This window comes from Phormidium sp. CCY1219 (assembly GCF_035615515.1).
In the GTDB taxonomy this organism is placed as follows: Bacteria; Cyanobacteriota; Cyanobacteriia; order Cyanobacteriales; family Laspinemataceae; genus CCY1219.
The window spans coordinates 1-22,234 of the sequence record NZ_JAJENT010000401.1 but is presented as its reverse complement, the minus strand read 5'-3'; the positions used below and the strand labels follow the sequence as shown (position 1 = coordinate 22,234).

At 50.5% G+C, this 22,234-nt stretch carries 19 protein-coding genes; 17 read left to right on the top strand and 2 right to left on the bottom strand.

All coding sequences use genetic code 11. The features are described 5' to 3' along the window. Positions 1 to 616: 616 nt before the first annotated feature. Positions 617 to 742, bottom strand: a complete 126-nt coding sequence (locus LKK83_RS08435; RefSeq protein ID WP_324630619.1) for a photosystem II protein Y — start codon at positions 740 to 742, stop codon at positions 617 to 619. Positions 743 to 899: 157 nt separating this feature from the next. Next, positions 900 to 1,433, bottom strand: a complete 534-nt coding sequence (locus LKK83_RS08430; protein ID WP_324630618.1) for a gamma carbonic anhydrase family protein — start codon at positions 1,431 to 1,433, stop codon at positions 900 to 902. Positions 1,434 to 1,573: 140 nt separating this feature from the next. Between LKK83_RS08430 and LKK83_RS08425 the strand changes: the two genes are divergently transcribed. From LKK83_RS08425 to LKK83_RS08345, 17 genes are all read left to right on the top strand, one after another. Then, positions 1,574 to 2,098 (top strand): TIGR02652 family protein, encoded by a 525-nt coding sequence (locus LKK83_RS08425; protein ID WP_324630617.1) that lies wholly within the window; start codon positions 1,574 to 1,576, stop codon positions 2,096 to 2,098. A gap of 90 nt (positions 2,099 to 2,188) precedes the next feature. After that, entirely contained in the window at positions 2,189 to 2,632 is a 444-nt protein-coding gene (locus LKK83_RS08420; RefSeq protein ID WP_324630616.1) for a VOC family protein, read from the top strand. A gap of 192 nt (positions 2,633 to 2,824) precedes the next feature. Then, entirely contained in the window at positions 2,825 to 3,352 is a 528-nt protein-coding gene (locus LKK83_RS08415; protein WP_324630615.1) for a plastocyanin/azurin family copper-binding protein, read from the top strand. A 17-nt stretch (positions 3,353 to 3,369) separates the two neighbouring features. Continuing rightward, positions 3,370 to 3,510, top strand: a complete 141-nt coding sequence (locus LKK83_RS08410) for a hypothetical protein (RefSeq protein ID WP_324630614.1) — start codon at positions 3,370 to 3,372, stop codon at positions 3,508 to 3,510. A 216-nt stretch (positions 3,511 to 3,726) separates the two neighbouring features. After that, complete coding sequence (map, locus tag LKK83_RS08405) at positions 3,727 to 4,557, top strand: type I methionyl aminopeptidase (protein WP_324630613.1); 831 nt, start codon at positions 3,727 to 3,729, stop codon at positions 4,555 to 4,557. A gap of 475 nt (positions 4,558 to 5,032) precedes the next feature. After that, complete coding sequence (locus LKK83_RS08400; RefSeq protein ID WP_324630612.1) at positions 5,033 to 5,173, top strand: hypothetical protein; 141 nt, start codon at positions 5,033 to 5,035, stop codon at positions 5,171 to 5,173. Positions 5,174 to 5,195: 22 nt separating this feature from the next. Then, on the top strand, positions 5,196 to 7,733 hold the full coding sequence (locus tag LKK83_RS08395) for a TonB-dependent siderophore receptor (RefSeq protein ID WP_324630611.1): 2,538 nt from the start codon (positions 5,196 to 5,198) through the stop codon (positions 7,731 to 7,733). Positions 7,734 to 8,037: 304 nt separating this feature from the next. Beyond that, positions 8,038 to 9,492 (top strand): aspartate aminotransferase family protein, encoded by a 1,455-nt coding sequence (locus LKK83_RS08390; RefSeq protein ID WP_324630610.1) that lies wholly within the window; start codon positions 8,038 to 8,040, stop codon positions 9,490 to 9,492. After that, complete coding sequence (locus LKK83_RS08385) at positions 9,486 to 10,994, top strand: pyridoxal phosphate-dependent decarboxylase family protein (RefSeq protein WP_324630609.1); 1,509 nt, start codon at positions 9,486 to 9,488, stop codon at positions 10,992 to 10,994. The genes LKK83_RS08390 and LKK83_RS08385 overlap by 7 nt, the downstream gene beginning before the upstream one ends. Before the next feature lie 74 nt (positions 10,995 to 11,068). Beyond that, positions 11,069 to 12,907 (top strand): IucA/IucC family protein, encoded by a 1,839-nt coding sequence (locus LKK83_RS08380; protein ID WP_324630608.1) that lies wholly within the window; start codon positions 11,069 to 11,071, stop codon positions 12,905 to 12,907. A gap of 103 nt (positions 12,908 to 13,010) precedes the next feature. Beyond that, the gene (locus LKK83_RS08375) at positions 13,011 to 13,595 is read left to right on the top strand and encodes a GNAT family N-acetyltransferase (protein WP_324630607.1); all 585 of its coding nucleotides are present in this window, start codon (positions 13,011 to 13,013) and stop codon (positions 13,593 to 13,595) included. Beyond that, positions 13,595 to 14,908 carry a lysine N(6)-hydroxylase/L-ornithine N(5)-oxygenase family protein gene (locus LKK83_RS08370; protein ID WP_324630606.1) on the top strand — a complete coding sequence of 438 codons (1,314 nt, stop codon included), beginning with the start codon at positions 13,595 to 13,597 and terminating at the stop codon, positions 14,906 to 14,908. The genes LKK83_RS08375 and LKK83_RS08370 overlap by 1 nt, the downstream gene beginning before the upstream one ends. Continuing rightward, the gene (locus LKK83_RS08365; RefSeq protein ID WP_324630605.1) at positions 14,908 to 16,101 is read left to right on the top strand and encodes an MFS transporter; all 1,194 of its coding nucleotides are present in this window, start codon (positions 14,908 to 14,910) and stop codon (positions 16,099 to 16,101) included. Before LKK83_RS08370 ends, LKK83_RS08365 begins: the two co-directional genes overlap by 1 nt. Before the next feature lie 49 nt (positions 16,102 to 16,150). Then, positions 16,151 to 17,971: an IucA/IucC family protein gene (locus tag LKK83_RS08360; RefSeq protein WP_324630604.1), complete on the top strand. Its 1,821-nt coding sequence runs from the start codon at positions 16,151 to 16,153 to the stop codon at positions 17,969 to 17,971. Between the two features lie 140 nt (positions 17,972 to 18,111). Next, positions 18,112 to 18,921, top strand: coding sequence for an ABC transporter ATP-binding protein (locus tag LKK83_RS08355; RefSeq protein WP_324630603.1), 810 nt, complete (start codon positions 18,112 to 18,114; stop codon positions 18,919 to 18,921). Positions 18,922 to 18,947: 26 nt separating this feature from the next. Next, positions 18,948 to 19,925, top strand: a complete 978-nt coding sequence (locus LKK83_RS08350; RefSeq protein WP_324630602.1) for an ABC transporter substrate-binding protein — start codon at positions 18,948 to 18,950, stop codon at positions 19,923 to 19,925. Between the two features lie 80 nt (positions 19,926 to 20,005). Next, positions 20,006 to 22,027 (top strand): iron ABC transporter permease, encoded by a 2,022-nt coding sequence (locus LKK83_RS08345; RefSeq protein ID WP_324630601.1) that lies wholly within the window; start codon positions 20,006 to 20,008, stop codon positions 22,025 to 22,027. Positions 22,028 to 22,234: the final 207 nt, after the last annotated feature.

Sequence of the window (22,234 nt, the reverse complement as noted above, 5' to 3'; positions counted from 1 at the left end):
TGAAACGCGACTGCGGCGACGATACTTGGAGGGTGACTTCCTGGGAAAATAGCTCGGTGCCCGGTTAATTTTTCAGCAAAGCCTCCTTCTTTTCTTGAAGGGGGCTTTGTTGTTTTTCAGAAGCGGCGAAACCTCGGGGGGTTGGCCAGAAAGAAATTTTTTCATCTTTTGATAAGTGATGTTACAGTTGGTGCCCTTCATTCCCCTCAAAGACCCGAGAAATTGCGGCTTTGAGGGGGTTAGGAAGCATCTCTAAGAGGATTTTAGAACAACGAAATAAGGAAAAATGCTATGGTAGGGTGGCATGGCCTGGAAGAGAGAAATCAATATAGCACATAAAGAGATACTGGGTGTCTGGGAGTGGGTGGTGGCTAAGGAGTGGAACATTAGCCTGCGTTTGACGTAAGCGTGCCCCCGTGAGGGCTATAGGCTGTGCGACCTGGTTTCCAACGGCCTACCTGAGACGAAGCGTCGGGTAAATTGAGCATTGAAAATTAAGAATTGAGGAATAACAAATAACAAATGACCAATGATTAATGACGAATGACCAAAAAACCGACTGTCCCCGGAGAGCGGGAACAGTCGGTTAAGAGAGCCTTGGAGATAGAACTAGGCTCTAGGCTTCCTTATTCAAAAAGCTCTGAATTTGAGCGATCGCCAGTTTGCCGACATTGTAAAGCGCCCAGCTTCCGGCGGCGATAATCGGCAGCAACACGATCAGTACGCGCAAATCTAGATCCATATTGGATACCCCCTTCTTCAGATTTTTAACTTATCTTCATATTTCTCCTTATATTGTGCAACGAACTGGCCAGAAAATCCAGTCCCCGACCATCAACTTTTGTAAAATGACCCCCACAGGACCATAAACCGCGCCCAATCCTCAGTTTTCGATCGGCTTAAGCAGGGGCGGTAAATCCCAGATCCGTGCCCTTGCCGGCGTGAACCAAGGCCAACTTTTGATAGCGGCGCGCGTGTTCCACCAATTCAGCGGCTTCCGCTGGGGGGACCTCGCGCACCCGCTTCCCGGGAATGCCCACCACCAGGGAATTAGGGGGCACATCTTTAGTCACCACCGCACCGGCACCGATAATGCTACCGCTGCCCACGCGCACCCCATCCATCACCACGGCACTAATGCCAATCAGGCTCCCGCGTTCGATGTAAGCGCCGTGAACCACTGCCCGATGCCCCACGGTGACGAAATCTTCTAAAACCGTCAACTTGCCGGGATCCCCGTGAAGAATGGCTCCATCTTGGATATTGCTACTTGCCCCGACGATAATTTTTTCCACATCGCCGCGCACCACCGCACCGTACCAAATACTGGCACCGGCACCCACCTCCACCGCACCGATAACCGTGGCATTAGGGGCGATGAAAGCCGCCCGGGACAAGTCTGGATCGGACCAATAAGATGTGGAAGTTGTCATGGGTTGATTAAAATCACTCACGAGATTTGCTGCCTTGAACAGAAAAATCAATCAAAAAAATCAGCTAGAGTAGAACCTGTCTAGCTATAATAAAACCACCACAACTGGCGCAGAAAAGGATATTGGCATCGAGACCGCCCATGATAAATTCAGCTTCGCAATACCCCATATTCGGCCCCGAGATTCAGTGTCCCCATTGCCGTCAGACAATACCGGCTCTGACGCTCACGGATACCTATCTGTGTCAGCGACATGGTGCATTTGAAGCCAACCCGAACACCCGCGAACTGATTCATTTGCAGTCCGGGCGTCATTGGCGTCAGTGGAATAACGAGTGGTACCGACAACATACCCATCCCGATGGGATCCGCTTTGAAATTCACGAAGCACTCGATCGCCTCTACACCCAAGGCTACCGGGCAACTCGCGTCATTATTGCCCAACGCTATAAAAGCCTGATCGGTGCGTATTTGGAGCGCAGCACTCCCTGGCGGGGTCAGCCCGAGTCCGCCGCCGCCTCCTCCACGAAGCTCAAACTCTACGGTTTACCGGTGGAATTTAGCCCCGACTCGAAAGAGGAGCCTTGCTGGGAGGTGATTAATTTTGAATTGGAAAAGGAACGCGGCGTACCGATTAGATATCCTTATTTCCGGTTGTTTGAATAGGAAAAGGCCATTGTCAGCGCCCAATCGACCCCTGAATCGGTGATGATTGCCGCCAGATGAGTCGCGATTTGTCCTCAAGCTGTTAATTCCATGCATCACGCTTCAATCCGCACTGCCAATATTCATCGCGCGATCGCCTTCTACGAACAACTGGGCTTTACCGTCTGCGAACGGTTTACCGCCGGGATTACCCTCGCCTGTTGGATGGAAGGATTAAACGGACGCATCGAGTTAATTCAAATTCCCCAACCGAAACCCACCCCGGATGCTTTCCACGACGAACACTACACCGGGTATTACCATCTATCCTTTGACTTAAGCTTCCTTGCGCCCGACTTGCCGAGTTGGTTAAATGACTTGAAACAGCGTTTGGACAAAGCGGCTCAGTCCAATCCAGAGGTGCAACCCCTGAAGATATTGCTCGAACCGACCCAGCAAATTATCGGCGATCTCGTTTATGAAGTAGCCTTTATCGCCGATAGCGATGGATTGCCTTTAGAATTTATCCGGGTTTTGGGGGATTCTGGAACTTAGGACAACCGCGAGCGGCAACTTTTTTTCCATAAAACTTGACAAAATTCGCTAATTGTGGTAATAAACGCTCTTGCGAGCGGGGATTTTTTGGTGGCCAGATCCGAGAGGTTTTCCACCTCCTTTCCGCCAGGGCATGGCAACCGTGGCAGATGATAAATTCGTTTTGGAACCTTTTCACGGAGTTGAACCTTTATGAATCTGATTCAAACTGTGCGATCGCGCTGCCATCAATTCGCCCGCCTCGGGTTGCCCTGCGGATTGGGACTTCTCCTCACCGCGATGCTGGACTTGTTTGTGGCATCTCCCACCGCACTCGCCGCCACCGCCTTTCGTCCCCCGAGCAATCTCGCCCGTCAACCCGTCACCGAAGTAAAAGTGAGCTTGGGTAACGAAGCGGACGAACTCAAATTTTTCCCCGACACTCTGGAATTCGTCTCCGGAAAGCGGTACAAACTGGTTCTCGATAACCCCAGTCCGCAAAAACACTATTTCACCGCGAAAGATTTCGCCGATGCAAGCTGGAGTCAAAAAGTGGAAGCGGCGAATGTAGAAGTCAAAGGAGCGATCCACGAATTGGAACTCAAACCCACTGGTGAGGCGGAATGGGTATTTATACCCGTCAAACCCGGCACCTACAGCCTTCGTTGTACCATTCCCGGACATGCCGAAGCCGGCATGATTGGCACCATCACCATCGCATCGGGATCGAAAAACGCTTAGGGTGTCAATGAGACGGAATGGGTAGAAGTGCCGATCGCCGGACAGCAGAGGGAACACCCAACTCGCTTCTACCCAACAGCAGACCGATGGGCGATCGCGATTTGGGGCGATCGCCCATCAAGAATACCACAGATAATCGCCTGTTTCAAATGAGATAATCGCCGGCGACTCAAAGTCCCCGCCCAATCGCGAAACTGCGCTAAAGACGACTGGAAAAATTATCGGTTCGTGGTTTCATTCGTGCAGTGGGGAATTGAGAAAAATCTGTTAAGTTAATTAAAGAACTTGCAGCAGAAGCACTGCAGCTGACGGCCTGTTCTGCGCGGATCCCTGAATCCTATTTACGGTCAATATCATAGTTATTTATCGAGTACATGAACATTCTTTCCAATTTACTTCCCCAATCGACTCCACAACCTCGGGCCAAAAAACAGCAGCGTCGGGGCATCGAGCTCAAGTCCAAGCGCGAAATTGAAATCATGCGTCAGGCATCGCGCATTGTAGCCACGGTATTGAAAGAAATCTCGGAAATGGTAGAACCGGGCATGACCACCGCCGATTTAGACGCTCATGCGGAGAAGCGCATCCGGGAAATGGGAGCTACTCCCAGCTTTAAAGGGTATCACGGATTTCCCGCTTCGATTTGCGCCAGCGTCAATAACGAAGTGGTGCATGGCATTCCGAATAAAAAGACGGTGCTGTGCCAGGGAGATGTGCTGAAAGTGGATACCGGGGCGTATTTCCAAGGATTTCACGGCGATTCTTGCATCACGATTGCGATTGACGAAGTTTCCCCAGAAGCGGCGAAGTTAATGCAAGCGGCAGAAGATGCGCTTTATAAAGGAATCGAACAAGTGAAAGCGGGGAATTACCTGCTGGATATTGCTGGGGCGATCGAAGATTGTGTGAAAGCCAATGGGTTTAGCGTGGTGGAAGATTTCACCGGTCATGGGGTGGGTCGCAACCTGCATGAAGAACCCTCGGTGTTCAATTTCCGCACCCGGGAAATGCCCAACGTGAAGCTGCGCCCGGGGATGACGTTAGCGATCGAGCCAATTGTCAACCAAGGATCGAAACACACGAAGATTTTATCGGACAAGTGGACGGCGGTGACGGTGGATAATTCCCTGTCGGCGCAATACGAGCATACCGTGCTGGTGACAACGGACGGCTATGAAATTTTAACCGATCGCACCAAGCTGTAACCCTTTTACCGAAACTCGGGTGGGCCACCCCACCACCCTCCACTCCCAAAACACCAAAGCGGCCTGAATTTCGCAATGTTGGTGTCTTGGGAGATTTTTTTTGAGCAAAATGCACGGCGATCGCCGATAATAGCCAAGCGAGAAATTCGGGCAAAACCGATTTTCCGAGTTTATTGCAAAAAATTTTTTACAATTTTCATGTAGGCTGGGTCATGCCCAACAAAAGCTCAAAACCCTTGTAATTCATGTAATGCAAGGCTTGCAGCCCTTTCTATCCCCCAGGGAGAAAAAGGGCGGAGAGGGCAATATTCCCAGAAAGTTTCCGAAAATACAAAACGGCTGCAAGCTAGTGATAGCAAATGTTTTGCGGCTTTTTATTCTGGAAATTTGGGGCAATAAGGGAACTCGCGCCAAAAAAATTTTCTCAACTTATTGCATATTTCTTTCAATAAGGGTATGATGACGTTGGTCAAAATTGAGACCGGATCGCTGGATCCTCTTGTTTCCCCTCAAACGGGGAGACGCGAGCCATTGTGGCTCTACTTTGTGCTGGCAATGTTTAGCCGATGGAGCCAGTACGGTGCGAGGAGATATACCAGTAGCGATCGCCGTTTAGAGATTGGGGTAGAGGAGAGACCGTGAGAGACAACCGACTATTTCAGAGCGTTTTGATGGGTAGTGCGGTAGCCGCATTGGTAGCAACGCCAGTGCGAGCGCAGATAATCCAGGTGACGGGGGTGCGAGTCAATCCCACTGTCGAGGGAGTGGAAGTGATTTTAGAAACCAGAGATCGCGCCACGCCGCAAGTGTTTACCTCCAGCTATGGCGATACCTTTGTTGCCGACATTATCAATACGCAACTGCAATTGCCCTCGGGGGACTCGTTTCGTGCCGAAAATCCTGCCGAGGGAGTGAGTGCCGTGACGGTAACATCCCTGGATGGGAATAGCATTCGCGTGACAATTGTGGGGAATACAGCGGTGCCCACCACCGAAGCGATCGCCAGAGATGGGCAACTGATTTTCACCATTACCAGCGCCTCGGAAAGCGCAGAAGTGCCGCCGACGCGCACCCCACCGACCCCACCAGACACCGAGGCACCCACGGATCCCGATGCCGTGCCGGCGAATGCCGATATTATCGAGATTATCGTCACCGCCACCCGCACGGCGGAACGACTCACGGATATTCCGCGATCGATTAGCATCGTGGAAGAAGAACAACTGGAAGAACAAACCCGACTCACTCGAGATTTGGGCACGATTCTGGCGCAACAAGTGCCCGGGTTATCCGTGGGCACCCAAAGTGCGAGTAACTTCGGGCAAAGCTTGCGGGGGCGCAACATCAGCGTGTTAATCGATGGGGTGCCGCAGTCTACCAACCGGAATGCAGCACGGGATTTGAGAACTATCGATCCCTCGGCGATCGAGCGGGTGGAAGTGCTGCGCGGACCCACTGCCATTTACGGCGATGGAGCCACCGGGGGCGTTATCAACATTATTACCAAAAGTGGCCCCGACGAAGGGGTGCGATCGCAAACCCGGGTGGAATTCAATGCTTTTCCCACCAATTTTTCCGATACCTTCGGGCAAAATTTCCAGCAATCTTTTTCCGCCAGCGAGGGTAAATTTGACGTGACCCTGAGCGGTTCATATACCAACACCGGCAGTTGGTTCGATGCCGAAGGCGATCGCATTCCTCCCGACCCCAACGGACAAGGAGGAATTGGCAATACAAACACCCTGAATGTGTTAAGCAAAGTCGGCGTTGATTTTACCGACAGCCAACGCCTGCAACTGAGCTTTAATTACTTCCACGATGACCAAGACACGGACTACACCACCCATCCAATTGTTAACGACATTCCCGGACGACAAAAAGCCCGGGCACTGGGGGGACTGGAGTTAGACGAAACCCAACAAACCGATAATTTAAACCTCAGTCTCGACTACACCCACGACAACATTTTAGGCAGCAGTTTCCACGGGCAAATTTACTACCGAGATTATTTTACCCGCTTCTTTCCCTTCGACGCCCGGGAATTTAGTAGCTTAGGCAATACCATTTTTCAGTCCCGGATCGAATCGGAAAAATACGGCGGACGAGTGGAGGTGGAAACTCCCTTACTTCAAGACAACTTTGCCAATGTGTTGTGGGGGGTGGATTATGTCCGGGAAAACACCAATCAACCCGTGGCAATTTTCGACCCAGAAACCTTTGAAAATAGCAATGGGTTAGTTTATCGCAAAATTGGCGATCGCACCTGGTCTCCCCTACAGCGACAAAACAACCTGGGCCTATTCGCTCAGTTAGAAATGAATGTCACCGAGCGCTTTATCTTGCGTGGAGGGGTGCGCCACGAGCGAATTACCATCGATGTAGACGACTACACCACATTAACCGGCAACCGGATTGATGGCGGAAATCTAGATTATGACGCCACTTTATTTAATATTGGCGGCGTGGTTTATCCCACGGAAAAAATCAGCCTGTTTGCCAACTTTTCCCAAGGATTTTCCATTGCCGATGTGGGGCGGGTGCTGCGCGGTGCCTCGGCTGGATTTGGCGTGGAAGAACTGGATCCCGAAGCGCAAAAAGTGAATAACTACGAAATCGGAATTCGAGGAAATTTTGATGGATTGCAAGCTTCGTTAGCCGGATTTTACAATACGTCCAATCTCGGTTCTAGTTTTACTGAAGATTGGGAAATCGTGCGCGCGCCGGAACGAGTGTATGGGGTAGAATTTGCCCTAGACGTGCAACCGAGCGAACGGTGGGCATTTGGCAGCAGTTTGACTTGGACTGAAGGGGGCGCGGATCTCAATGATGATGGTGATTACGAAACGCCTTTAAATGGGTTTAGAATTTCGCCGATGAAAATTACCGCTTATTTGGAAAATGAAACGTTACCCGGATGGAGAAATCGCTTGCAAGCGTTGTATTCTGGCAGTCGCAATCCCACCGGGGACGGATTCGGGTTTGGCGATGTGGACAGTTACATTACCTTGGATTTAATTAGTCGGCTGAAACTCGGTCCGGGAACCCTGGTTTTAGGGGTGGAAAATTTACTGGATACGGAATATTTTCCCGTGGTTTCTCAACTGCAATCCTCGGATACGGCATATGCTGCCGGCAGAGGACGAACCATTCGTTTCGGTTATTCTTTCGACTGGTAAGTAACGACAGAAATTATGTGCGCTACTGACTGTGAGGAGGCTTTGCTTTCCGCATGGGGAAACACATAGGGGGCGTGACCCTCGGAAGCTAATCGGTGGAAGAATTGCACCAGCTTCGTGGGGGGTCATGCACCGACGCCATTGCTTTTCGCACAAGCGCGATCGCCCATTTGCCAAAAATTGCCAAAATTAGTTTTTTTTCCTATTGACATGGCGATCGATTACGAGTACACTTGAATTTAATTGAGAAAAAATAGCAATTAATAGACCCGAGAAAACTACAGCAACCGAGAGGTATTTAAACGTGGTAGAGGAATTCAGAACGGGCTTTTACCCCATCGAGTCAGACCGCATATTAGTTAAGAATATAAATCAAGAAGCGAGTTATCCCGAGGGGCGATCGCAGGAGTATTTAGAGCGACAGGCGCAGCGAGAATCCAACGCTCGCAGCTATCCGCGCCGCATTCCGATCGCGATTCGGGAAGCCAAGGGCATCTACGTCACCGATACCGATGGACGGGAGTATATCGACTGTTTGGCAGGGGCGGGCACCCTGGCACTGGGGCACAATCACCCGGTGGCGATCGCGGCGATGCGCCAGGTGCTCGATATAAATTTGCCCTTGCATACCTTGGATATCACCACCCCAATCAAACATCAATTTGTGGAGGAACTTTTTGCCAGCTTGCCTCCCGCCTTTGCGCGCAATGCAAAGATTCAGTTTTGCGGACCGACTGGGGCGGATGCAGTAGAAGCGGCGGTCAAACTGGTGAAAACCGCCACTGGGCGGCGCAGTATGCTGTCATTTCACGGCGGATATCACGGAATGAGTCATGGGGCGTTAAGCTTGACCGGAAACCTGGCCCCGAAAGATAAAATTGCCAATTTAATGCCCGGGGTACATTTTCTGCCTTACCCGTATGACTATCGCTGTCCGTTTGGCATCGGCGGCGAAATGGGGCATCGCCTCAGCAGTCACTACATCGAGCAAGTGCTAAACGACCCGGAAAGCGGCATTACACCGCCGGCAGGGATGATTTTAGAACTGGTTCAGGGAGAAGGGGGCGCGATACCCGCCCCCGATCGCTGGGTGCGCGAAATCCGACGCATCACGCGAGATCGCGGCATTCCGATGATTGTGGATGAAGTCCAAACCGGTTGGGGTCGGACCGGGAAACTGTATGCCTTCGAACATGCAGGAATTATACCCGATGTAGTGTTGCTCTCGAAGGCGATCGGAGGCAGTTTGCCCCTCTCGGTGGTGTTGTATCGCCAAGAACTCGATGCCTGGTCTCCCGGCGCTCACACGGGCACGTTTCGGGGCAATCAAATGGCAATGGCAGCGGGATTGGCGACCTTGCGATACATTCAGGAATTCGGCTTAGCCGATCGCGCAAAAGACATGGGCGCTCGCTTGATGGGGCATTTGCGGCAGATACAAAGCGAATTTCCCTGCATGGGCGACCTGCGGGGGCGCGGGTTGATGATAGGCGTTGAAATCGTGAATCCGGAAGCCGAGGCCAGCGATCGCGGCACTTATCCGGGATATCCGGAACTGGCGCGACGCATTCAGGCCGAGTGCATGCGCCGGGGATTGATTCTCGAACTCGGCGGGCGCAATGGCTGTGTTGTCCGGTTTTTACCGCCATTAATCGTCACCGCCGAGCAAATCGATCGCATTGGGGAAATTTTCCATGCTGCAGTGCGCGCATCAGCGCCACAAATGTCGGTACAATTGGCTGAGGTAAGCGGATGTTAGAGACGAATGCCAAACCCGCGAGTGCCCCCGAGGCGAAGTCCTTCGAGGGATACTTTCTCGCGGCAAGTGAGGAGAGTCAAACCGCCTATCGCGAGGCGATCGCGGCAGCAACCGAGGTGGCGATCGCCGCGTTCGCCAATCGCGCACAGCCCTATAGCGGAGCCAGTCCGTGGCAATTGGCGGCAGAGTTAGGAAAAACGGAGATTTGGGGCGATTCCGGCCAATTTTTGCCCGAAATTCTCCAGAACATCGGAGAAAGCACTATAGCCCATTCCGCGATCGTCTCCCATCCGCGCTGTATCGCACATTTGCACTGTCCCCCCTTGATTCCGGCATTGGCAGCAGAGGTGCTGATTACCGCAACCAATCAATCGATGGATTCCTGGGATCAAAGTCCTGCCGCTACTTTGGTAGAACAGCAGCTCATTGGCTGGTTGTGCGGAGAATTTGGCTACGATGCCGCCGGGGATGGTATATTTACCAGTGGCGGCACCCAATCGAATTTTATGGGCATGTTACTCGCCCGCGATCGCTATGCCAAACAGCACCTTAATTGGTCGATTCAGCAGCAAGGATTGCCCCCAGAATCCGCTCACTTTCGCATTCTCTGTTCCGATGCTGCCCATTTTACCATTCGCCAAGCTTGCGCTCATTTAGGGTTAGGAGAACGAGCGGTAGTTCCGGTACAAAGCGATACAAATTACTGCATCTCTCCAACCGCGCTAGAGGAGAAAATCCGGAAACTGAAGCAGCAAAATTTGTTACCCATTGCCCTGGTGGGGACGGTAGGCACCACGGATTTTGGCAGTATCGACCCGTTGGGTTTGTTAGGAGAAATTGCGCGATTGCATGGATTGTGGTTTCATGTAGATGCAGCCTATGGCGGGGCATTGGTGATGAGCGATCGGCACTGCCACAAACTCGCCGGCATCGAAACCGCCGATTCCATTGCCGTAGACTTCCACAAGTTATTTTATCAGCCGATTAGTTGCGGTGCATTTTTGCTCAAAGACCAAGGTAATTTTGAGTTAATGAAATTGCACGCCGATTATCTGAATCCGGAAACCAACGAAGCCGAGGGAATCCCGGATTTAGTCACCAAATCCGTGCAAACTACCCGCCGATTTGATGCCTTAAAACTGTGGATATCTTTGCAAGCTGTGGGGCGAAAAGCCTTTGGCGAGATGATAGATATTACCTTGGAACGGGCGACAGAAACCGCGCAGGCGATCGCCCACACTGCCCGGTTAGAATTAGCCAATTATCCCAGTTTGAATGCGGTGGTGTTTCGCTATCTTCCGCAAAACACTCAGCGATCGAATGCCATCAACGGGCAAATCAGAACCACCTTACTGCAACGCGGAGAAGCGGTATTAGCGCAGACGCGGATTGCAGGGGAAACCTATCTGAAATTTACCTTACTCAATCCCCGCACCCAACGCTCCGATATCGAGTATTTGTTGCATAAAATTCAGCAACTCGGCGCCGAATTAGACCGTTAATTCAGGTTCGGTAGGACGCTGAATATTTCTACCGAACTATACACGAAGCCAAAATTACCTAAAGCCAACGCAAAATGATACAGCAACCCGCTATCAAGCCCGGCAATTCGCAACTTAATCTTACCGACAAGCAGATTGCCGAACGCGCTACAATTCAAAGTTTTATCAATTGTTACTTACGAGAAACGAATAGCGGAATTATTGGCAATACTGAGGAATTTCCAGCACTAGAAAGCCAAATTAAGGCAGAAAAAATCCTTCGCTGCCCGTTAGTTCATCAAGGGGTGCAGATTGTTCTCGGCGTTCGCTATTTTTCCCCCACGGGGCGGCATATGTTTGACTTTCCTGCGTACTACCAACCCGCCGGAAAAACGGAACTGTTAGAACTCGATTACGTGACCTTAGTCGCATTACTGAGCAAAGAACTGGCGATCGCCAATCACACCAGCGCCGGAATGGACGAACTGCTGCTGCGCGTGGTACAAAGTTGTCGCCATATCGAACAATTTATCAAAGCCAGACGCCGCGATGCCGAATTACTGGGTGGATTTCACAGCACCTTTGGCGAAACCGAACAAGCGTTAGTTTTCGGGCATCACTTGCACCCCACCCCCAAAAGTCGCCAAGGATTTGCCGAGGAAGATTTACCCACATATTCCCCGGAATTAAAAGGGAAATTTCCCCTGCATTATTTTCGCCTGCATCGTGACGCGGTGTTGGAAGGTTCTGCATTAGAAAAAACGGCAACCGAACTGATTAAAGCAGAACTACTTGCCGATCCAGAAGTCAGCCCAGAATTTAAAGAAAAATACTGTCAAGCGGATGAATATTCTCTGCTGCCCCTGCATCCCTGGCAAGCTAATTTTCTGCGCCGTCAACCCGTCGCAAAACAACTTTTCAGCGCTGGAGGGTTGCAAGATTTAGGGCAACAGGGACGGGCATTTTTACCCACCTCTTCCATTCGCACGGTTTATCATCCCGATGCGGCGTTTATGTTCAAATTGTCCCTGAACGTTAAAATTACTAACTCCCTGCGAATGAATCTCTATAAAGAATTAGAGCGCAGTGTGGAAGTGTATCGAATTTTAGAGGGACAAATTGGCCAAGAATTGCGCGAAAAATTTCCCGAATTTGATATCATTCGCGATCCGGCTTTTCTGGCGGTACAATTTAACGGCGAACCAGTGCCGGAATTTGCTACGATTCTGCGACAAAATCCCTTTCAAGCCAATCCCGATAGTGATGCTACCTGTATCGTTTCCCTCTGTCAGGATTCGATTTACGGGGATGGTTCGCGGTTGGCGCATTTGATTCGCACCTTGGCGAAACGGGAAAACCGTTCTACCACTGAGGTGAGTTTGGATTGGTTCCGCCGCTATTTAGAAATCTCGCTCGAACCGATTCTCTGGCTGTATTTTACGCATGGAATTGCCGTAGAGGCGCATCAGCAAAATAGCGTGGTGGAGTTAAATGAGGGCTATCCGCAGCGCTTCTTCTATCGCGACAATCAGGGATATTATTTCCGCCAGTCTTTGCATCAGCATTTAGAGGGTATTTTGCCGGGAATCGGCACAAAAAGCAAAACCATCTGTGATGATGCGGTTTCTGACGAGCGATTGGGCTATTACTTTTTCCAAAATAATCTGTTTGGGTTGATTAATGCTTTTGGTGTGGGGGGATTAATCGATGAATCTTTGCTGCTAGGTGAAGTGCGGCAAAGCTTGGAAAAAGCGAAAAACACGCCGCCGAATGGGTCGCAAATTTTGGATAAATTACAGCAACCAAAATTGCGGTGCAAGGCCAATTTACTGACTCGATTTCACGATATGGATGAGTTGGTGGGTTCTTTGGCAACTCAGTCGGTTTATGTGTGGTTGGATAATCCTTTGCCGGAATCGAAACAGTTAATTTAAGGGAGGTTTGGTTGAGTTTTGCAGTGGGTAGCACAGCCACGGAATGTTCGTTACCAGGTGATGCTGGTAACGAGTAAAAAAGCGATAGAATATTGAGGGGAAAATGCCAACGCAGTTACAATCTCAAGCGAATTATGCTTATCGGCAATTCGACCATCAAATTAACAAGAAAATTGCCTTTCGCGAGGTGCAGTTAGAGGAGGATTTAGGGCGAATTCAGAGCTGGATGAATCAACCGCATGTGATTCCATTTTGGAATTTGGCGCTAGACCTAGAAAACATGCGATCGCATCTAGAAAAAGCCCTAGCAGATACCCATCAAACTCTTTACATCGGCTATCTGGATGATGTGCCGATGAGTTACTGGGAATCCTATTGGGCAAAAGATGATATCATTGCCCGCTGTTATGCGCCGCATCCCCAAGACCAAGGAATTCATTTACTAATTGGCGAACCCGCGTTTTTGGGGAAAGGGTATGCTTTGCCCTTGTTAAAGGCAATGACGGCGTTTCAGTTGCAAGAAAGCGGCACGGAAAAAATTGTCAGCGAGCCAGATATTCGCAATCAAAAAATGATTCACGTTTTTGAACGCTGCGGGTTTGAGTTTCAACGGGAAATCCAGTTACCCGATAAAAAAGCAGCACTGATGTTTTGCGATCGCCAATCTTTTATGGAGCAGTGGGGATAATGTCTGAAACGATTTACGATATCATTGGCGTAGGAATTGGACCGTTTAATTTAGGATTGGCAGCGCTGCTGGAACCCACCGATATAAAAGCGCTGTTTATCGAACAAAAAACCGAGTTCCAATGGCACCCGGGATTATTAATTGAAAACAGCACGATTCAAGTACCATTTTTGGCGGATTTGGTGACAATGGCAGATCCGACGAGTCAATTTAGCTTTCTCAACTATCTGCGCGATCGCTCTCGTCTGTATCACTTCTATTTTTACGAGCATTTTCAGATTCCCCGGCGGGAATACAATCACTATTGCCAGTGGGTGGCGCAGCAATTAAAAAGCTGCCAATTTGGACAACGAGTGGAAAGCATTATCTGGGAAAATTCCCGGTCAGAAAGCTACTACCGGGTGCAGGTGCGATCGGTGCAAACTGACGAAATTTTCACCTATAACGCCCGACATTTAGCTTTAGGCGTCGGTAGCGTTCCCCAAGTGCCGCCCTGCTTTAAAAACATGCGGGGGGAAAAGGTGTTTCATTCGGCGGAGTTTCTGCACAAGCGCGATCGCGCTCGCCAGTCGAAATCCATCACCGTCATCGGCGCGGGACAAAGTGCGGCGGAAGTGTTTTACGAACTGTTGCAAGAACAGCCTCAGTATGGATATCATCTGGAATGGCATACTCGTTCTGCCGGCTTTTTTCCAATGGAATATTCTAAGCTGGGGTTAGAGCATTTTTCGCCGGATTACATTCACTATTTCCATCAGTTATCGCCGCCAAAACGAGATAAAATTTTATCTCAACAAGGGTTGCTTTACAAAGGGATTAGTTTTAGCGCGATCGCCGATATTTACGATTTGCTTTACGAACGTTCCGTGGGCGACAATTTCCCCGACGTGCGCTTGCTTTCCCTGGTGGAAGTGAAGGAAGTGGAAACCCTACCCACCCCGGAAGGCGAAACCTATATTCTCGGATACAAACATCAACAACAAGACAGTCGCTTTACCCATGAAACCGACTGCATTATTCTCGCCACCGGATACCATAATGCCATTCCCACCTGCATTCATCCAATTCGCGATTTGATTGCGTGGGACGAGAAAAATCGCTATGGGGTTAACCTGGATTACCGACTGCAATTAACTCAAGAAATCCCCAATCAAATCTTCGTGCAAAATGGCGAATTGCACACCCACGGCGTCGGTGCTCCAGATTTAGGATTGGGGGCTTATCGCAACTCGGTGATTGTCAACCAATTGCTCGGAAAAACCCTCTATCCGGTGGATCGGCGCAATGTGTTTCAACAGTTTGGGGTTGCTTGATGAAACCGCAAAAATCCCTGGTCTCGGCTACCCTGTTTTTATGCGTGTTTCTCGCCGTTTTTACTGAGGTACTACTTTCGCCATTTTATCCCCAATTTTTCAGCAAAGTCTTTGGGATAGAAGATTTTTCCTACACCGGGTATTACCTGTTTATTTGTCGGTTAACCGTGGTGCTTTGTGCGCCGCTGTGGGGCTTTCTTTGCCGATGGTTTGAGGTCAAAAATATCCTTTATATCGGTCAAATTGGCACGGCGATCGCCACGGCACTAATGGCAACCAGTAGCACTGTGACGCAGTTTATCGCTTATACGATGCTCTTGCTGCTGTTTAAAAGTTCTTACCTGTTGGTTTATCCGTTAATCGTGCAAATCGCGGGAAAAGAACGACAAGCCACCATTGCTGGCACTTACCAAGCGGTCTTTCACGGCGCCATTATTACCAGTACGATCGCCGGGGCTTGGATGGTGAATTTAGACAATCCATTAGTGCTGTTTTATGGCATTGCGGCGGTGGATGTCGTGCAATTTGGCCTCTGTTTGTTTGCCCTCAAACATATCTCAACCCGGCGGGAGGTGAATGCAGAAACAACCGTTGCCCCAGAGGCCAATCCCTGGGGATTTATCTTCACCATTGGTTTGGTAGTGCTGACCTTTCAACTGGCCAATAATTTGGTGCGGCCATTTTTTACGGCGTATGTCACTAAATCCAGTCAGTTTGAGGCCAGTTTGTTGGCCAGCAGCTACCTGTTTATGATTCCCAATGCAATGGCGATCGCCGCCTTACCGTACATTCGCAAATTCTGCCAAACCGAACGCCTGAGCTTTATGTATTTACTGGGAATTGGCTTGCTGGTGCTGACCCTATTTGGTCAAGGATGGACGAATTCTCTAGGCATTTTGATTTTGGCGCGGGTCGTTTATGGCTTTTGGTTGGCCGTGAGTCAAGCGAGTTTGGAGCTGAAATTATTTAGCCGCAGCAGTGGCGATCGCCTGCATTTTAACTACAGTCTCATCATGTCATTTGCTAACCTAGGTCATCTCAGTGCGCCTTTGCTGGCATCCTGGCTGGTTAATACCTACAGTTTGGCCGCCCCCTTGTTATTTGCCGCCGCAATTTGTGCCCTTAATTTCGCCTTTGCGCGGCTGACAATTTTCCGTAATCCGGTGTTTTTCGTCTCGAAAAGTATTGGATAATGTCGGCAAAAATGACAACAGCAACCGCAGTAATAGTGGAGCAAAACCGATGAAAAATTTGCAAATTCTCGCTGACGCCTTGCAACTTCAGCGCTGGCAAAATGTCAGTGCCAAATTACTGGCAAAAATGCTTTCCGAGTTCATGTATGAAGAGATTATCCAACCAGAACTCGTGGAACAAACTGGCGATCGCCAAGCGCTTTACAAACTCTCCCTTCCGGAAGGCATTGCCTATACTTTCCAGGCAAAACAGCGCTTATTCGATAGCTATCGCGTGTTTCCCGACTCCATCCAGCGGTGGAACGGGAGTGAGTGGCAAGCTGCAGTGAATCCGTTTCAATTCGTTCTCGACTGTCATACAGCAGTAGGCATGACCGCACAAACCGCCGGTCATTTGATTAAAGAATTGAGCAATACATTACTGGCAGATGCTCATATCGATGCCAAAAAATCCACTGAAACTGTCGATTTACTGGCGTTAGATTACGCCCAGTTAGAGGGAGAAATGGAGGGGCATCCTTGGATTACCTTTAACAAAGGTCGCATCGGATTTGGCTACGATGATTATCTCGCTCATGCACCAGAAAGCAAACAACCCGTGCGACTGTCTTGGATTGCGGTTTTGAAAGACCGGGCGCAATTTAATGCCGTGCAAAGTTTGGACTATGCCACGTTAATTCAAGAAGAACTGGGCGGAGAAACCCTGGCGCAATTTGAAGCGGCATTAACCGCGCAAAATCGCAATCCGCAGGATTACTTTTTCATGCCCGTGCATGAGTGGCAGTGGAAGAATATTGCGATTCCTTTATATGCCGAAGAAATCGCCACCGGGGGAATTATTTATCTGGGAGAAAGCGGCGATCGCTATTTGCCGCAACAGTCAATTCGCACCTTCGTCAATATCAGCAACCCGCAGAAACATCACGTTAAATTACCCCTGAGCATCCTTAATACGTTGGTGTATCGCGGATTGCCGGGAGAACGCACTGCCATCGCGCCCAAAGTTACCGAATGGGTGAAATCCATCTGCGATCGCGATACCTTTATCTCCCAAGAATGCCGCCTCATTTTACCCGGAGAAGTCGCCAGCATTAACTACGATCGCTGTTACTACAACCAACTAGCCGGTGCCCCCTATCAATACAAAGAAATGCTCGGTGTTTTATGGCGTGAAAGCGTACTTTCCTATTGCCAAACCGATGAAAAACCCATCACCCTAGCAGCATTAGTTCACGTCGCGGGCGATGGCAAACCCTTTGTTTTCCAACTGATAGAAAAGTCCGGTTTAACCCCGCAAGCATGGCTTAATCGCCTGTTTAATACAATTTTGCCGCCATTGCTGCATTACCTCTATCGCTACGGCGTGGTTTTTTCTCCCCACGGCGAGAATACAATTTTGGTGCTAAAAAACCACATTCCGCACCGCCTAGCAATGAAAGATTTTGTGGATGATGTGAATATTAGTCGTCATCCGTTGCCGGAACTCGATACGATTTCACCGGAGTTGCGCGCCGTGTTACTCACCGAACCGCCGGAAGGACTTTGCCAGTTTATTTTTGCCGGATTATTTATTTGCCACCATCGCTATTTGTCGGACATTCTGGAAACCTATTGCGGCTATCCAGAACGGCAGTTTTGGCAACAAGTCCGGGAAGCGATTTTAACCTATCAAAGCCGCTTCCCAGAATTGCAGGAGCGATTCGCGTTATTTGATTTGCTCGCTCCCAAATTTACCAAACTCTGCCTGAATCGCAATCGCTTGATTACTTACGGCTATGCAGATGATGGCGATCGCCCTCATGCTTCGGCGTTTGGGCAAGTGACCAATGCCTTACATGAAGTTGCGGAGGAAACTGTCCCCTTGAGTTAACTTTTACCTCCGTTTTATGGTATGAAATGAGCAGGAGGCGGTAGCTCTCGATGAGCGTTATCAGCATAAGCTGGTAACGAGTCAAAATCCGGGGTTTCTATTTTCTGCTTCCTGCTCAATTAGTGTGAGGAGAAATCATCTTGGGTGCGATTGAAGCCCACAATCTGAAAATTGCCTATGGCGATCGCGCCATCGTTTCCGATTTATCCATTGCGTTGGAAACGGGCAAAGTCACGGCGCTGATCGGACCGAATGGTTCGGGAAAAAGTACCGTATTACGCACGTTAGCGCGGTTATTACAACCGAAAACTGGCGCGGTTTATCTCAATGGGCACAATATTGCCAAATTGCCCGCAAAAACTCTCGCCCGTCAGTTAGCCATGTTGCCACAGTCGCCGGATATTCCCAGCGGAATTACGGTGTGGGAATTAATCGGATATGGGCGCTATCCCCATCGATCGCTGCTGCAGGGATTTTCTCCAAAAGATAAAGCGGCGATGGAATGGGCATTGGAAATAACGGGACTCGAACCCTTGCGCGATCGCTGGCTAGATACCCTTTCCGGAGGCGAAAGACAGCGCGCGTGGATCGCCTTGGCGCTGGCGCAACAAACCCAGGTTTTACTATTAGACGAACCTACCACATTTTTAGATATTCGACATCAGCTCGATGTGCTGTCTTTGGTGCGAAATCTAAATCGCGACTATGGGATTACCGTGGGTTGGGTTTTGCACGATTTGAATCAAGCGATCGCCTATAGCGATTGCGCCATTTTGTTTCGATCCGGAGAAGCGATCGCCCAGGGTTCCGCCACCGAAGTAATGACCCCAGAAAATATTTTAAAAGTCTTTGGCGTGCAAATGACCGTGATTCCCCATCCCATCACCGGCTTGCCCACTTGCTTGCCTGCGGAATTGGGCAGCAACGCCCCCATTTCCAGCCAACCCTAACCGCGATTGCCTTGCAAAAAATAACCATGCAAATCACAAAAAAAATTGGCAAAATTATCCGATTTTTGCTTTACTTTTCTCTCGTTGTTGTCGCCATTGCCTGTACCAATCCCCCGAGTTCTCAAACCAACGTCACTCCCACCGCAACTCTCCCGGAAAACCCCACCCGCGTGGTGGCTCTAGAATGGGTCTATGTGGAAGATTTATTAGCATTAGATATTCAACCCGTGGGCGTTGCTGATATCGCCGGTTATAACGAATTCGTGCAAATCGAACCCCAAATCGCCGAAACCGTGGTAGATGTGGGCACCCGCCAAGAACCGAGTCTAGAAGCGATCGCTCAACTGCAACCCGATTTAATTATCGGCGTCAATTTGCGACATGAACTCATTTACAATAGCCTATCTGCCATTGCGCCGACGGTATTATTCGACCCTTATCCCGCCCCAGAAAAAAACCTGAGCCAATTTGATGAAATGGAACAAACCTTTCTCAAAATTGCCGAACTGGTTAACGCTAGGGAAAAAGGGGAACGAGTGCTGCAAGACATGCGATCGCGCTTTGCCAAAGCCGAAACCCAGTTAAGTAATTCAACAATTGGCGATCGGGCATTTTCCCTCGGGCAATTCGTTCCCGGCGCTCCCCAAATTCGCTTATTTAACGATAACGCTCTGGCGGTGCAAATTTTAGAGCAAATTGGCTTAAATAATGTGTGGCAAGGACAACCCGACCCTTTCGGGTTTAATACCGTTTGGCTCGAATCCCTGCCGAAAATTGAAGCGTCTCATTTTTTCTATATTTCCGACGACAGTAACCCCTATTTGCAGCAATTAAAAGACAATCCAATTTGGCAAAATTTGGCCTTCGTGCAAACCCGTCGCGTTTATCCCATTGGCGGCGATACTTGGATATTTGGCGGTCCTCTTTCGGCGCAGGTATTTGTGGATAAAGTGGTGGAGGGTTTATTGTCCAAATCGGCAATATCTGCGGCAATAGGGAATTAATTGTTTAAGGTGAAAACTGCTCACCCTACCGTAAAATTAATGGAGTGATGGAAAATAGGATTGGTTGTAAATTATCACCGATGAAGTGGCAAAACAGCGCGATCGCCTTGTGTTTTGGCGGGGGATTGTTGCTGTTGTTAATGTTACTCATGGTTCATCTCACTCAAGGAGAAGCCGATATCGATTTCGAGACGGCGATCGCGGCGATTGTCGCCCCGGATGGTAGCACATCCCATACCATCGTGCGGTTTATGCGGTTGCCGAGAACCGCGATCGCCACGATCGCCGGTGCCGCATGGGGCATGGCAGGGGTGTTGTTGCAAACCGTCACCCGCAATCCCCTCGCCTCTCCCTCCACCTTGGGCATCAATGCGGGGGCTTACTTTGCCGTCGCAGCTACGGGAATTTTCGCGCCGGAGTGGTTCGCCCGATCGCCGATATTGGTGGCACTGGCAGGCGGATTGTTCGCGGCGGGCTTAGTATATGCGATCGCCGCTGGGGTGAAAGTCTCCCCCATCCGGCTCGCACTTTCCGGCGTTGCCGTTTCCCTCGCTCTCGCTTCGTTTACAGCAGTGTTGCAAATTTTCTACGAAAATCAAACCAGCGGTTTATTCTTCTGGGGTGCCGGGTCGTTGCTACAAACCGACTGGAGCGGAAGCGCCTATGCTGCCCCCAGAGTGGCTATTGCAGCCCTCATCGCCTTGCTGATGGCCAAACCCCTGGACGTACTGCTCCTCGGCGAAGACGTGGCCCGATCGCTCGGTCAGCGCGTGCAACTCACTCGGTTAGCTTGTACCGCGATCGGGGTATTTCTCGCTGCCGTTGCCGTGAGCGTTGTCGGACCGATCGGCTTTCTCGGCTTAGTTGCGCCACACTTAGTGAGACTACTGAGATGCCGTTCCCACGGGCTATTGCTCCCCGGGGCAGCAATTTGGGGCGCAGTGGTGCTGGTGGGAGCGGATATTTTCGCCCAGCAGGTGAAAACCAACTTAAGCGAAGTTCCCGTGGGCACCGTCATCCCGATTGTCGGCGCGCCGTTTCTGATTTGGCTGGTTCGCAAAACCGGGAAGCTGGAAGGCGCGAAGGCGGGAAATGCCCTCGCACGGCGCGATCGCCGGGTAAATCCCCGCCACTATACTCTGTTACTGGGCAGCGCGATCGCCGCCTTGGCGCTCGTCCTCCTGCTCGGATTGGCATTGGGCGGAATTTCCTTCGATTTTCTCACAATAACTAGCACATTGTTCGGCAACGGCACCGCCCTCTCCCGACAGGCAATTTTTAACCTGCGCCTGCCTCGCTTGTTGGTCGCCCTGTTTGCCGGGGCATCTCTCTCCGTCAGTGGGTTACTGCTACAAGGTGTGGTGAGAAATGCGATCGCCGGTCCGGAAATCCTGGGAATTACCTCCGGGGCAGGACTCGGGGCGATCGCCGTGCTGGTGTTGCTGCCCCATGCCCCCGTAGAAGCAATCGCGATCGCTGCCTTTCTCGGTGCCTTTGCCGCCTTTGCTGCCGTCTGCCTCCTGTCTTGGCAAGGAGGACTCTCTCCCGCACGTCTCGCACTGGTGGGCATTGCCGTATCTGCCTTTTGCACCTCCGGCATCAACCTGCTGGTGGTGATGGCCAAACTGCGCGTGGCACGGGCACTGGTGTGGCTCGCCGGCAGCACCTACGCCCGGGAATGGAGCGATTTATGGCGATTAATCGCTTGGCCGCTGATTTTGCTGCCTATCGCCTGGATTATCTCCCGCTGGCTCGATATTATGGCATTAGGCGATGATTTCCCCCAAACCTTGGGCATTCCCCTGCAAAAAGCCCGCGCCTTCCTGCTCACTATCTCCGTCGCCCTCGCTGCAGCTGCAGTATCCGCCGTCGGTACCATCAGTTTCGTCGGCCTAATTGCACCCCACGCCGCCCGCCTCCTTGTGGGCACAAACCACCGCAAGTTACTTCCCTTAGCTGCTGTGTTAGGCGCGCTATTCGTGGCGATCGCCGATACTGTGGGACGAGTGGCATTAGCCCCGAAAGAAATTCCCTCCGGATTAGTCACCGCCGCGATCGGTACCCCCTATTTTCTCTGGCTTTTATGGCGCAACAAACCGTAATTGTCGCTTCCCTTTCTACCAAAATCGCTGCGTTACCCCCGTAGCTTTTCCTCCTAACAACAAATGACCAATGACCAATGACAAAGGTGCGTTACCCCCGTCGTTAATTCCGGGTCAAATTGCATAATCTGTGGGCGGGGGTAACGCACCCTACCAAAGCTTTTTCCTCCAACAACAAATCACCAATAACCAATGAATCGCGCGGTG

Bases quoted from the DNA above. Each gene is read 5' to 3' on its own strand.
- LKK83_RS08380 (WP_324630608.1), top strand. From the start codon at position 11,069: ATGATACAGCAACCCGCTATCAAGCCCGGCAATTCGCAACTTAATCTT.
- LKK83_RS08365 (WP_324630605.1), top strand. From the start codon at position 14,908: ATGAAACCGCAAAAATCCCTGGTCTCGGCTACCCTGTTTTTATGCGTG.
- map (WP_324630613.1), top strand. From the start codon at position 3,727: ATGAACATTCTTTCCAATTTACTTCCCCAATCGACTCCACAACCTCGG.
- LKK83_RS08430 (WP_324630618.1), bottom strand. From the start codon at position 1,433: ATGACAACTTCCACATCTTATTGGTCCGATCCAGACTTGTCCCGGGCG.
- LKK83_RS08410 (WP_324630614.1), top strand. From the start codon at position 3,370: ATGGGTAGAAGTGCCGATCGCCGGACAGCAGAGGGAACACCCAACTCG.
- LKK83_RS08435 (WP_324630619.1), bottom strand. From the start codon at position 742: ATGGATCTAGATTTGCGCGTACTGATCGTGTTGCTGCCGATTATCGCC.
- LKK83_RS08415 (WP_324630615.1), top strand. From the start codon at position 2,825: ATGAATCTGATTCAAACTGTGCGATCGCGCTGCCATCAATTCGCCCGC.
- LKK83_RS08425 (WP_324630617.1), top strand. From the start codon at position 1,574: ATGATAAATTCAGCTTCGCAATACCCCATATTCGGCCCCGAGATTCAG.
- LKK83_RS08420 (WP_324630616.1), top strand. From the start codon at position 2,189: ATGCATCACGCTTCAATCCGCACTGCCAATATTCATCGCGCGATCGCC.
- LKK83_RS08360 (WP_324630604.1), top strand. From the start codon at position 16,151: ATGAAAAATTTGCAAATTCTCGCTGACGCCTTGCAACTTCAGCGCTGG.
- LKK83_RS08350 (WP_324630602.1), top strand. From the start codon at position 18,948: ATGCAAATCACAAAAAAAATTGGCAAAATTATCCGATTTTTGCTTTAC.
- LKK83_RS08375 (WP_324630607.1), top strand. From the start codon at position 13,011: ATGCCAACGCAGTTACAATCTCAAGCGAATTATGCTTATCGGCAATTC.
- LKK83_RS08385 (WP_324630609.1), top strand. From the start codon at position 9,486: ATGTTAGAGACGAATGCCAAACCCGCGAGTGCCCCCGAGGCGAAGTCC.
- LKK83_RS08345 (WP_324630601.1), top strand. From the start codon at position 20,006: ATGAAGTGGCAAAACAGCGCGATCGCCTTGTGTTTTGGCGGGGGATTG.
- LKK83_RS08370 (WP_324630606.1), top strand. From the start codon at position 13,595: ATGTCTGAAACGATTTACGATATCATTGGCGTAGGAATTGGACCGTTT.